The 13,082-nt window shown below is 33.9% G+C and carries 13 protein-coding genes and 1 pseudogene; 8 read left to right on the forward strand and 6 right to left on the reverse strand.

What is annotated here, in order from left to right; genetic code table 11:
• Positions 1–133 precede the first annotated feature (133 nt).
• Both L987_RS11105 and L987_RS11110 read right to left on the reverse strand, forming a co-directional pair.
• Positions 134–1,081 (reverse strand): nucleoside hydrolase, encoded by a 948-nt coding sequence (locus L987_RS11105; protein WP_047504666.1) that lies wholly within the window; start codon positions 1,079–1,081, stop codon positions 134–136.
• A gap of 58 nt (positions 1,082–1,139) precedes the next feature.
• Positions 1,140–2,494: pseudogene (locus tag L987_RS11110) on the reverse strand (amino acid permease).
• A 218-nt stretch (positions 2,495–2,712) separates the two neighbouring features.
• Between L987_RS11110 and L987_RS14360 the strand changes: the two are divergent.
• The 3 genes from L987_RS14360 (at position 2,713) to L987_RS11120 (ending at position 4,410) form a co-directional block, all read left to right on the forward strand.
• Positions 2,713–2,871: a hypothetical protein gene (locus L987_RS14360; RefSeq protein ID WP_011302269.1), complete on the forward strand. Its 159-nt coding sequence runs from the start codon at positions 2,713–2,715 to the stop codon at positions 2,869–2,871.
• Positions 2,837–3,676 (forward strand): DMT family transporter, encoded by an 840-nt coding sequence (locus L987_RS11115; protein WP_305961154.1) that lies wholly within the window; start codon positions 2,837–2,839, stop codon positions 3,674–3,676. Before L987_RS14360 ends, L987_RS11115 begins: the two co-directional genes overlap by 35 nt.
• Before the next feature lie 170 nt (positions 3,677–3,846).
• On the forward strand, positions 3,847–4,410 hold the full coding sequence (locus L987_RS11120) for a TetR/AcrR family transcriptional regulator (protein ID WP_011302267.1): 564 nt from the start codon (positions 3,847–3,849) through the stop codon (positions 4,408–4,410).
• Between the two features lie 57 nt (positions 4,411–4,467).
• Here the strand turns inward: L987_RS11120 and L987_RS11125 are convergent, their stop codons facing one another.
• Positions 4,468–5,250, reverse strand: coding sequence for a trypsin-like serine peptidase (locus tag L987_RS11125; RefSeq protein ID WP_047504669.1), 783 nt, complete (start codon positions 5,248–5,250; stop codon positions 4,468–4,470).
• Between the two features lie 287 nt (positions 5,251–5,537).
• Between L987_RS11125 and L987_RS11130 the strand changes: the two genes are divergently transcribed.
• Both L987_RS11130 and L987_RS11135 read left to right on the forward strand, forming a co-directional pair.
• Positions 5,538–6,515 (forward strand): LLM class oxidoreductase, encoded by a 978-nt coding sequence (locus tag L987_RS11130; protein WP_011302265.1) that lies wholly within the window; start codon positions 5,538–5,540, stop codon positions 6,513–6,515.
• Complete coding sequence (locus L987_RS11135) at positions 6,493–6,726, forward strand: DUF896 domain-containing protein (protein WP_002482236.1); 234 nt, start codon at positions 6,493–6,495, stop codon at positions 6,724–6,726. Before L987_RS11130 ends, L987_RS11135 begins: the two co-directional genes overlap by 23 nt.
• A 333-nt stretch (positions 6,727–7,059) precedes the next feature.
• Here L987_RS11135 and L987_RS11140 read toward each other — a convergent pair whose 3' ends face one another.
• Positions 7,060–7,917, reverse strand: coding sequence for a fructosamine kinase family protein (locus L987_RS11140; RefSeq protein WP_011302264.1), 858 nt, complete (start codon positions 7,915–7,917; stop codon positions 7,060–7,062).
• A gap of 251 nt (positions 7,918–8,168) precedes the next feature.
• Here L987_RS11140 and L987_RS11145 point away from each other — a divergent pair, with 251 nt between their 5' ends.
• Both L987_RS11145 and L987_RS11150 read left to right on the forward strand, forming a co-directional pair.
• Positions 8,169–9,236 (forward strand): quinone-dependent dihydroorotate dehydrogenase, encoded by a 1,068-nt coding sequence (locus L987_RS11145; RefSeq protein ID WP_047504672.1) that lies wholly within the window; start codon positions 8,169–8,171, stop codon positions 9,234–9,236.
• A 109-nt stretch (positions 9,237–9,345) separates the two neighbouring features.
• Entirely contained in the window at positions 9,346–9,768 is a 423-nt protein-coding gene (locus L987_RS11150; protein ID WP_011302262.1) for a universal stress protein, read from the forward strand.
• An 82-nt stretch (positions 9,769–9,850) separates the two neighbouring features.
• On the opposite strand, the gene L987_RS11155 is transcribed toward L987_RS11150, so the two are convergent.
• Both L987_RS11155 and L987_RS11160 read right to left on the reverse strand, forming a co-directional pair.
• A complete protein-coding gene (locus L987_RS11155) occupies positions 9,851–10,654 on the reverse strand; it encodes a Cof-type HAD-IIB family hydrolase (protein ID WP_002482232.1) in 804 nt (267 codons plus the stop codon).
• Between the two features lie 50 nt (positions 10,655–10,704).
• A complete protein-coding gene (locus L987_RS11160) occupies positions 10,705–11,085 on the reverse strand; it encodes a VOC family protein (protein ID WP_047504675.1) in 381 nt (126 codons plus the stop codon).
• Positions 11,086–11,538: 453 nt separating this feature from the next.
• Here L987_RS11160 and L987_RS11165 point away from each other — a divergent pair, with 453 nt between their 5' ends.
• A complete protein-coding gene (locus L987_RS11165; RefSeq protein WP_002482230.1) occupies positions 11,539–12,966 on the forward strand; it encodes an APC family permease in 1,428 nt (475 codons plus the stop codon).
• Positions 12,967–13,082 lie beyond the last annotated feature (116 nt).

Consider the following 13,082-nt stretch of genomic DNA (forward strand, 5'->3'; position numbering starts at 1 on the left):
TATAGTGATAAATCTCTAATAATTCGCTTGAATTAGCGCTCATACTTTAGTTGTAGCAAAAAGGAGCAGCACTATGAAATCTTTATAGTAAAATCAGATTTCTGTACCACTCCCGCTTATAAATGCCTGCTTGTTAATGTGTATGCTTCTCATAACTTGCTAACATATTTTCCATTAATGTCCATACACTCGCTACATCGACCGCTGTAGCAAAATAGGCATTTTTCTCTTTATTCATAATATCATTTAAATCTACTGACATCGTGCCATATGTCAATGGACTCTGGTGCTCTATATCGATATGTGTATGTTGCATTGTAAATAAATCAGGTTGCATCAAATAAAGTATCGTACAAGCATCATGTATTGGACCACCATCCATGTCAAAGTGCGTTTTATACGTAGATTTGAAAAATTCTAGAAGTTCTACAACAAAGTTTGCAATTGGATTCTTAATCTGTTTAAATCTATCGATAACATGATCTGTGGCTAATACTTGATGCGTCACATCTAAACCAAACACATTGATACACACACCACATTCAAAGACGCGCTTAGCCGCTTCTGCATCAACCCAAATATTAAATTCTGCAGTAGGAGTCCAGTTCCCGAAGGTGCCACCGCCCATAATTGTAATAGATTCAATATGTTGTGTGATATTTGGTTCCTTAATCAGCGCCGTAGCAATGTTGGTTAATGGACCCGTTGCAACAAGCGTGACTGGTTCCTTGCTTTGCTTCAATGTTTCGATAATAACATCGACTGCTTGTTTTTGCGTTGGTTTTAGTGCTGGGACTTCAGGCAGTTTCGGACCATCTAACCCACTATCGCCGTGTATTTGTGAAGCAAAGGATGCTGGCTTAATAAGTGGACGCGTAGCACCAACAGAGACACTAATATCATCTCTTCCCATCACTTCTAATACATTTAAAGCATTTTTGGTATTTTTTTCTACCGATTGATTCCCTGCTACCGTTGTCACAGCTAATATATCTAATGGACTGTTTTGTGCTCCTGCTAAAATTAATGCGATTGCATCATCATGACCCGGGTCACAATCCATAATTATTTTTTTACTCATTTTAATCACTCCAATATAAAAATTCACAACCTATGCGTATTCATGTTAAAAGCACGCATTACTCAGCTGTATGCTTTTTGTATTGTCTATACATTAAAGCAAGTACAATCAACCATAAAGGTGCTAAAATAACCCCAATACGTGTTTCTGGGTTAACAAATAATACCCCGAAAATAAATACGAAAAATGCAATAATACAAATCGACATAATTTTTCCACCTGGCATTTTATATCTACTTTGTTTATGTAAGTCCGGACGTGCTTTGGTATACCTTACATAGGCAATCATAATAATTGTCCAAATAAAGATATTTAATACTGTAGAAACTGTACTGATATACACAAACACAGTCGTCGCATTTGGAATAAAATAATTCAATAATACTGCAAATAACAATAATGCACACGTTACAAGAATTGCGACAACAGGTACGCCTTTACGGTTTGTCGCTTGAAACTTCGGTGGCGCTTGTTTTCTATCTGATAATCCGAATAGTGTTCTACTATTAGCAAATATCCCACTATTACACGCTGACGCTGCAGCTGTTAACACAACAAAATTAATCATGCCTGCAGCAAATGGTATCCCCACTAATGCAAATACTTTCACAAAAGGACTGCCTTCTGGATCTAGTTCATTCCAAGGTATAATAGAAATGATGACTGCTAACGCACCAATGTAAAACAGTAAAATCCTAAGTGGCACATTATTAATCGCCTGAGGAATTGTCTTATGAGGATTTTTTGTTTCTCCGGCTGTGATACCAATCATCTCAATGCCGACAAATGAAAAGATTGCCATTTGAAACGACATTAAGAAACCAGACATACCATTAGGGAACACCCCACCATGACGATAGATATTTGATACGCTAGCATGACCAAATGGCGTTTTATAAGCCATGATAATCATTACAATGCCCACAATAATCAATGCCACAATAGTTACTACTTTGATTATTGCAAACCAAAATTCTAATTCGCCAAATAATTTCGTACTTAATAAATTAAACGACATAAGTAACAATACACATGCCAGTGCTGTTAACCAATTTGGAATATCTAGATACCAAAAGGATACATATTTAGCTACTGCTGTCACTTCTGCCATCCCTGAAATAATCCATGTTAACCAATATGTCCATCCCGTTATAAATCCAGCTAACGGCCCTACATATTCATGCGTGATATCCGCAAAAGAATTAAATTCAGTGTTTGACAATAACATTTCTCCCATTGCCCTCATGAACATAAACAACACAAATCCAACAATAATATAGGTGAGTAAAATGGATGGTCCAGCTAAGTGAATAGATTGTCCAGCACCTAAAAACAATCCGGTTCCAATGGCTCCTCCAATCGCAATTAACTGTATATGCCGATTACTGAGTTCTCCTTTAATTTATCTGCCATTATTTCTACCCCTTATTCGAAATATTTGCACATTTTTATCATACTACTTTTTTCATGATAAGTATCAAAATACTTTTAACACAAATGAAATCATATTGCTTTACACTTATTATTTCCTATAAATATATTTACAAACATACTAGCTTTGCTAATTTTTAAATAAATGTTAAATTAAAAATATTAATTATTTTCAATTACAATGTTAAAGGGTGAATCGTATGCGTGCAATATTAATTGGTATTCTTGGTGCATTATTTTTTTCTGTAACATTTATCTTGAATCATGCAATGGCTAAAGATGAAGGCAATTGGCTATTTAGTGCTTCATTACGCTTTTTTATTTATGTTCCCCATACTTTTTATAATTATATACATTAAAAAGAACCTAACTAAAGTACATTATCATATTAAAACGCATTTTGTTCCATGGATGATTTGGAGTACCCTAGGATTTGTATTTTTTTATATGCCAATTACATTTGTCGCTAATTACAGTCCCGGCTGGCTTATCTCTGCAACATGGCAATTAACAATCATTTGTGGTCTACTCCTCGCGCCATTATTTTATGAATATGTGCAAATAAATCATCAACAAATAAAAGTAAGAGAGCGTATTTCTTGGCGCTCTGTAGGTACCTCTAGCATTATGGTCTTGGGTGTTGTACTTGTCCAAATACCTCAAGTTTCTCATATTGAAATACAAGTTTTTATCATGTCGGTACTTCCTTTAATTATAGGTGCCTTTTGCTATCCTTTAGGTAATCGTAAGATGATGATTCTTGTGGATAATCAATTAAATACACTTGAACGTATTTATGGTATGACGCTCGTCACACTACCTATATGGGTGGTTATATTTATATGTGGTGTATTGAAGTCCGGTCCGCCTTCTTCTAATCAACTTTTACAGACATTTATCGTAGCCGTATTCTCTGGGATAATAGCTACGACACTCTTTTTCTATGCAACCAATATGGTAAAACATAACCAAGCAAAACTTGGAGCAGTCGAATCGACACAAGCGACTGAAATCATTTTTACATTAATTGGTGAAATGCTCCTTTTGGACTTACCGCTTCCAAGCACAGTTAGTATGATAGGGATCATCATAATTACATTAGGTATTTTCATCTATAGTTTCATGAACAGCATAATTAAGGAAAACAATAACATGACACTGTAATTCAAATCACAAAATATTTTGGGACAAAGTTTTATAGTAAGGTTTTTAAACGTATTGCTTAATTTGTAATATATGCAGTTCAAATCATTCACATTGACATCTCGTTACGAAAGCAAGATAATTTGTTTGAATACATAATCGTTTTATAAATTAGAGGAGGTATGAGGTCAATGACTACAACACATGTTGACCCAAGAGTAACCAGAACTAAAAAGTTGTTGATGGACGCCTTTCGTGAAATTGCTAAAGAAAAAAAATTACAAACTATAACAATTAAAGACATTACGGAACGTGCAACGGTAAATCGCGCTACGTTTTATGCTCATTTTTATGATAAATATGACATTATGGATTATACGCTCTCAGAAACTGTATTAAAAAATTTAAATGATGCATTAGATGTTTCTTCAGAACTTAACGAAACGACATTATCTTCTAGCTTCATTACAATTACGAGTTATATTCAAGAAACACATAATGAATGTAAATTAAATAGCGAAGCCTATGGACAAGTTGTTGAAAAAAGAGTGAAAGAAGAGTTAGAGGATATCTTTTTAACATTGCTTGTCCAACAACATCCAAATGAAACAAGAGAATCTCTTGCGGCAAGTGCGAGATTTCTTTCATGGGGGTTATACGGTACAGCTAAGCATTGGTTTCATAGTAGTCAATTATCAGCAAATGATTACATTGAGGGTGCACTACCCTTTCTAATGAAACAGATTTTAAAATAAAAATCCACGTCAGGACTTATTAGGTCTCTGTCGTGGATTTCATGCTTGTACCTTTTATTAACTTTTATTCTTATTAATAAAGCTCAATACATCATCTGTCATAGCTACGGCACTATTACTTTCACCTTCAATACCACCTTGGTGTATACCAATCACTTCATTATTTTCGTTAAATACAGGAGAGCCAGAATTACCTCCGAATGTACTCGCATTATATTCAAATTCAGTAGTGTTCGTATTCAGTATTTGGCCCTTACTCTCCCACATTGTAGCCAAGGGCTTATCTCCTGGATAACCCGTTACGGTAATCGGCATATCTTTTGTTACCGCTGAGGCATCTTTTAAAGTCGCCGGTTGAACTACATCTCCAACTGATTGCCCATCTTTATTTTTATTTAAATGTATAAGCGCTAAATCTTCATTTCCTGGGTACACTTCAATTTCTTTTTCAGAAAATGTACCATAAGGCATCGTATTTTCATTTTGGGCAGCTGGTGAAAAATTCATATTCCCTTCAGAAAGGTTGGCAACGTGTTTATTAGTTAACACTGTATTTTTATCAATCACAACACCCGTCGCAATATTATCTCCAATACTAATATAGCCAACAGATTGATAATGACCATTTGTTGTATTTTCTATTTGTGTTCTATCGTCATTAGGTAAGACGACTCTTGTCTTAATTTGATTGGTACCGACTTTAGCGTCTTCAGACTGAGCTGACTGATCAGTCGATTGATGTGTTTGCGTTGCAGCATATGTATTTCCATTTATCGAGATCACAGTACATAATAAAGCTATTATGAATATGATACCACCTCGTAGTTTTCTTTTAAGCATAAACAACCTCCATCAAAATTTTTTCTATTTCAATTTAATGAATTTTCGGATAATAATCAAATAATTGTATTATCGTTTTAGAAATTTAGCTTTTAAAATAATAAATATCATTTAAATTCAACTGACTTTTTTAGTGAATAAACAACACAATTTCATTTTTGTTGTTTAGACAATATATGCATAAACATGTTGTTTGCATTAGTTAACAAATCAGTATACAATGCATTTATACAACACGTGTTAGTTAGTTATCAGGTGTTGTAAATACAAGTTAAGGAGGGATAGACGTGACAACAATTCAAAAACACAATGGTTTCAAACGGACTTTTCAACAAGGCCATTTAACTTTGGGATTAATGCTGCCTTTTGATAATTCTGAAAACATCGCATTGTCGTTTGAAAATCAAGTTGATTTAGCACAGTATGCTGAAAATCTTGGATTTACAAGCCTTTTTGTGAGAGATAATCCACTTTATAGTCCACATTTAGGTAATGTAACGACAAACTACGATCCGTTTGTATTTTTATCTTATTTAAGCGCTAAAACATCGAAAATCGCTCTCGGAACATCTAGTATTGTTGCTACATTGCGTCATCCAATTCATACAGCTAAAGCTGCAACTTCTCTTGACTTGATATCAGACGAGCGATTTTTATTAGGTTTAGCAACAGGAGATCGTCCATTTGAGTTTCCAGCTTTCAAGATAAAAGAAACGCAATTATCAAAGCAATTCCAGGATGCGATCTATGCAATGAATGATTTGTGGCAATCACATTCGCCAAAAATATCAAATTCAATATTTGAATTATATGAAGATTCAGGTCTTCAAATATTGCCAAAACACAATCATATACCCATGTTTGCTACAGGATATTCGCGACAGGAACTCTCCTGGATTAAGAAAAATATGGATGGCCTTATGTTTTATCCACAACCATTTCAAAAACAAAAAGCTTTATTAAAAGAATGGCATAACAATGATGTATTCAAACCATTTATGCATCCATTAGTTATCGACTTATCTTTAAATCCTAATGAACTCGTTAAACCAATTAAAGGTGGCTACCGTTTAGGTAGAAATACTTTATTAAACATTTTAAAATCATATGAAAAAATCGGTACAAATCATATGATGTTGCATTTAACATCTAATGATAGACCATATAAATCACTATTAACTGAGGTCGGCGATTATATTATTCCACACTTCCCACCTCATTTATCACAGGAGGAAAAAAACAATGACATTACTAGACAGAATTAATGAACTTGCAAATAAAGAAAAAATAGAAACGTTAAGCATTGAAGAAAAAGAAGAACAACAAACTTTGAGACAAGAATATTTGAAAATGATACGTGGACAAGTAATCCATACATTTTCAACGTTAAAAGTAGTTGATCCTTTAGGTGAAGACGTGACACCAGACAAAGTTTACCAATTAAGAGAAGAAATGGGTACACTTGATATAGATTAATTTAAATGAATCATCTAGAGATACTTGATTGTTATGAGTAAGAGCCTGAGACATAATTAGATGCCTCAGGCTCTTTTTCGTTTAGGCAGTAGATGACTGAATTGAAAATGTAACGTCTCACTTGTTTAAAGAAACGATGTTTTCATTTTTATGGACACAAATCATTCTGATGTATCAGCTGAAACTTAGCTATGCCACATAAAAATGCTAGTGAGATTGATGTATGAACGTTAGCTCAGGCAAACCTTTATCCGAGTCATCCTTGCCTTGATTGCATAGATAGGCATACGAAATCTCTATTAGAAAATTTGATTTCTATCCCACTTCCTTATTTTATTGATTTAATATTTTTTGCATTGAACGATCAACACTACCTGCATACATTTCACCAAATTTAACTAGATGTACCATTAAAAGATACAATCTATAAAATTCTAAGCGCACATCTGCTCCCTCACTCAGTGGATAGTGCTTATGATAAGCGTCATAAAATGCTTGCGTAAATCCTCCAAACACTGAAGTAATGCCTATATCAAATTCTCTATCCCCATATAATGGTGCAGGATCGAATAGCGCTGGTGAACCATCTGTTAAAAACATGTAATTACCGCCCCATAAGTCGCCATGTAATAATGAAGGTTTGCTATTATGACTTTCTAATTCATTTACAATCACACGACGTACTGCCTGATATTGAGTGACATCTGCGTCTCCCCATAATCCTTGTTGCACCAATCTATCTTTGAGCTTATCTAAGCGTTTTTCTACAAACAAGGTAATCCAACTATTCGTCCAACTATTATCAAATGAAATATCGCCACCTTCATAAGGTAAATCAAAACCAAATTGATTATCTGCTTGTTGCTCGCTATGCATACGCGCCACAAGTTGTCCTAATGCTTCTTGGCTACCTGACACGCCTTCATCTAAATAAGTTAATAGTAAATAAGCGTCATCTTCAATTTCTCCACTATCAATGACTCTCGGTGCAGTAATACCGACTTTTTCAAATAAATTGAGCCCTGCAATTTCGGCATCAAAAAAAGTTGACTTTCTCTTACGTTGTACTAGTAGAAAATAATCTTCCTGATCCGTTTCAATACGAAATGCATCATTAACATCTCCACCACTTACAGGAACGATATTTTTAATATGACTTAAAGGCAATTGTGATTGCCACGCTTGATTCATGAATCATCCCTCCACTAATCTCTTAAAATTAAGTTATATATGGTTATTTCCTTTTTCTTATCTACTTAATCATACAAACCTACCCAATGATTTCTGTGAAACTTCTATTAATTATTTTTATTTGGTCTAGGCATATATTCCGTAAAATGCTAGTCTATTAAAGACATCATTTTCAATTCAGCTTTTTTACATATTGAACTTAAGATACATAAATATTTTTAATTAAATTTGATAAATGGAGCGATCACTATATGTATAAACTCATCAAACCAATGTTATTTCAATTCGATCCTGAAAAAGCGCATGGAATGACGATAGACGCGCTTAAATTTGTTCAAAACCATCCAAAATTATTAACTGTAATTAAAAAAATCTTTCATTACGAAAACGACTCATTAAACCAAAACCTCAAAGGCATTCACTTTGCGAATCCTATTGGTTTAGCAGCCGGCTTCGACAAATCTTGTGAAGTTCCTAAAGCTTTAGAAAATGCAGGATTTGGATCAATTGAACTTGGTGGTATAACGCCTAAACCACAACCAGGTAATCCAAAACCGCGTATGTATCGTTTAGTTGAAGATCAAGCACTCATTAACCGCATGGGATTTAACAATTTAGGTATGAATAAAGCTTTAAGTTATTTACGCAAGCATCGTTATCAAATTCCAGTCGGTTTAAATGTTGGTGTAAATAAATCCACACCTTATGAAGCGCGTTATGAAGACTACATCAAAGTGATTGATACGTTTAAAAACGACGTCACATTCTTTACTGTCAACATCAGCTCACCTAATACAGAAAATTTACAAAGCTTCCATGATAAAGATGAATTCTCGCAATTATGCGAAGCTATTCAGACATATAAATATAAAGAAAGCCTTAATGTTCCTATTTTCATAAAATTAACTTCTGATTTATCTTTAGATGGTCTTGGTGCAATGTTAACACCAATTACGCAAACTTTTGATGGCATTATACTAGCCAACACAACACAACAACGTGAAGCACTGCATTCAAATCATCGTGAAGAAACTGGCGGTTTAAGTGGCAAACCACTATTCGAGCGTAATCTTAAACTCATTTCTTATGCTTATAAACAAACAGATGGCCAATTTTTAATTATCGGAACTGGTGGTATTTTCAACGCAGAAGATGTCATAAAAATGATGCGCCAAGGTGCATCGCTAGTTCAAATTTATAGTGCTTTAGTATTTGAAGGTCCAGGACTAACTCAGAAATTGAATAAACAATTAGCACATTATCTTAAATCAAATGGCTACAACAATGTTAACGAAATTATCGGTTTAGATGTAAAATAACGCTATGCTAACAAGCGTCATCCTATTTATTTAAGCAATCACTTAATCATCAATATTAAATTATTACTTTATTTTTAATAGGGTATATGAATAAAAAGGAGGCGCTATCATGTATAAGAAAATATTATTAGCTTATGACTTTGATAATTCGTTCAATAACGTCCCTAAAGAATTGGAAAATTTAACCAATGGCGTTGAAAATGCTGAAGTTACAGTATTTAATGTTATTCCAGAAAGTGAACTTGAAACGTCGGTACGTTACGATAATAAGCATTTTGAAGATTTAGCAAACGAGAAGAACGAAGTGCTCTCACCTTTCATTCAACAATTAGAAGCACTCGATTTAACTGTCACGGTTAAATTTAGCGCAGGTTATATTAAACAAGCGATTTTGACTGAAGTGAAGGAAAATGCATATGACATTATCGTAATGAGTAATACGCGTGAAAAATCTGATATCAAGAATATACTTGGTAACGTTACACACAAAATTGCAAGTAATGTTGACATACCTGTATTAATTGTAAATTAGCAAATAAAAACTCAATTTCAGTTATAACTCGCCTCTATTCATTGGCAGGTATAACTGAAATTGAGTTTTATTATTAAATGCACTATTGTTGAAGATATCGTTCAATCACTTGTAAAACACCTGATTCATCGTTAGACGGTGCCCGATGTTTTGCAATCGCTGCTAATTCATCACTGCAATTTGCCATAGCATAACTATGTATGGTTAAACCGAGCATTTCTAAATCATTATTGGCATCACCAAACGCGAGTAATTCGTCTTGCTGTATGTCCCATTCTTTTAACAATTCTTTGATCGCAACGCCTTTATTCACACTAGGTAAGATTAAATCCACACTGTCATTTCCACTTGTCACTGCACGTATCTTCCCTTTATAACGTTGTTCTATTTCGTTAGTCACTTGCTTAACCAAGTCTTCATCTTTAATCCGTAAAGCTATTTTTACAAAGTGATCCTCTGTGATTTCATTAAATGAAGCTACTTTTTTGATATCATAGTAATAATTTCGTATAAAATTTAGGAATTCGTCGCTACTCTCATCACTTACATATGCTGAATGTATACCACTTAAAACAACATCACTGATATGATACGTTTGATGAATCATTTCTAAAACTTCAAATATGAGTTGTTGGTCAAAATAATGTGCTGTCAACAATGCATCATTTTGATAAGTTACCGCGCCATTTTCTGCTACAAAAGTGATATTATCTACCTTGTCAGGAAAAAATGAGCGTAACTGTGCATATTGATTACCACTAGCTACGATAAATTTTATATTTTGCTGTACAATTTTTTGATATAAACGATCAAAATATGCTTTGTCATAGGTATGGTCAGATTTAAGAAATGTACCATCTTTATCTACCGCAATTGCTTTTATCATACTGATACTCCCTTCAATACTGTATATAAATGTTTACGTTATAGTTTAAATTACATTGCGATAATATTAAATAAGTGTCCATCAATATCGCTAAATAGACCACCATAAAAGCCTTCATGTTTTGTACCACGTTGAAGTACTTTTCCACCTGCTGTTTCAACAAGATTTAATAAGTCATCTACCTCTGCTGCCTCTTTTACAGAAACTGAAACCAATGCTTCATGTCTAACTATATCAGATTGTTGCGCCACTTTTTCAAATTGACCTTGCTCAATTAACATAATGATTTTATAATCTGCTGTTTCAATACCTCTCATTTTGTCTAAAACAGCTTCATTCTTTTTAATCGTAAACCCAATATTTTCAAAGAAAGTCGCACTCGCTTTTAAATCTTTTACTGGTAAATTAAGCCATGATGATTGTATATTCATAATAAATACCCCCTATTTCATTCAATCTCAAATTTAATATTAGCTTACCATTTGCACTTGAATAAAACTATAAATCACTGTTTTTAATATAAATAAAAATACATCCTTTAAGTTAAGACCATGTGCCTAACTTTCGGGATATATAAATTATTTTTCATCAGAGCATTCTATTATAATGAGGCTAAATAAAAATACTTTTTGAAAATATTAATGCGCTGCTAAAAGTATGTGTTAATTAGCTTTATTATCACCTTTCTAAAAATTTCTAGGTAATCATCTACTGGTATTAAACACTGCTTAACAAAAGTTCACATAAAAGTGGTATTTTTGTGTATATTTACACATATTTTTATAAAATTTTCTGAATATTTAGATATATATGTGCTATGATATACATTATCATAAATTAGTTATTAAGTTTTACGATATATTATTCATTGGGAGAGGTTCATTATGAAAGGTTTTTTTAATAAGATTTTAAAAAGAGAAGATCCTTCCGTCTATCAAGTGAAGGATGCACATTTAAATAGAACATTACGTGTAAAAGATTTCCTTGCTTTAGGTGTTGGTACCATTGTTTCAACTTCTATTTTTACATTACCAGGTGTAGTCGCAGCACAGCATACTGGGCCAGCAGTTGCACTTTCGTTCTTATTAGCTGCAGTTGTAGCGGGTCTCGTATCTTTTGCTTATGCTGAAATGTCATCGGCAATGCCGTTTGCTGGTTCAGCATATTCTTGGATTAATGTCGTATTTGGGGAGGTATTCGGTTGGGTTGCCGGTTGGGCATTGTTAGCTGAATACTTTATAGCCGTCGCCTTTGTTGCCTCTGGTTTTTCGGCAAATTTACGTGGTCTCGTCTCACCATTAGGGATTGAATTACCCAAATCATTATCCAATACATTAGGGACAGATGGAGGCATCATTGATATCGTTGCCGCTGTGGTCATTTTACTTACTGCTTGTCTCTTGTCATATGGTGTTTCGGCAGCAGCACGTATTGAAAATATACTCGTTGTAATTAAAGTTTTAGCTGTTTTACTATTTATCGTAGTAGGTTTAACCGCTATTGATTTAAGCAATTATGTACCATTTATACCTGAACATAAAGTAACTGAAACAGGTTCCTTTGGTGGTTGGCAAGGTATTTATGCAGGTGTATCAATGATATTCTTAGCATATATTGGTTTTGATTCAATTGCAGCAAATTCGGCTGAAGCAATTAATCCACAAAAAACAATGCCTCGCGGTATCTTAGGGTCATTAGCAATAGCTGTCATTCTATTTGTCGCAGTATCACTTGTCCTTGTAGGTATGTTTACTTATTCAGCTTATGCTGATAATGCTGAACCTGTTGGTTGGGCCTTAAGACAAAGTGGTTTTGGTGTTGTGGCAGCTATTGTGCAAGCAATTTCTGTTATTGGTATGTTCACAGCCCTTATTGGAATGATGTTAGCTGGCTCACGTCTACTATATTCCTTTGGTCGTGATGGTTTATTACCTTCTTGGTTAGGAAAACTAAACAAGAAAAATTTACCTAATCGTTCATTAATTATTTTAACCGTGATTGCAGTTATCATTGGCTCTATGTTCCCATTCGCCTTCCTTGCGCAGTTAATTTCTGCAGGAACCTTGGTCGCATTTATGTTTGTTTCCATTGGTATTTTTGGGTTACGCCCAAGAGAAGGAAAAGATATTCCGATGCCAGCTTTTAAAATGCCATTCTACCCTGTTATGCCAATCATCACGTTTGTCAGTGTCGTTGTTGTATTCTGGGGCTTAGGTGCTGAAGCAAAATTATACACACTCATCTGGTTTATTATTGGGTTGCTCATTTACCTTCTATATGGTGTGAAGCATTCTAAAAAACGTCAATCTTAATAATACGAATAAAAAGGGCTAAAACATGCGTACATGTTTTAGCCCTTTTATTTATAAAACACTCGTTTTATCATTCAACCAAATATTTATACTGCTGTTTATTTATCAACACAGCT

It is taken from the genome of Staphylococcus sp. ZWU0021 (genome assembly GCF_000798895.1).
GTDB classification, from domain to species: Bacteria; Bacillota; Bacilli; order Staphylococcales; family Staphylococcaceae; genus Staphylococcus; species Staphylococcus saprophyticus.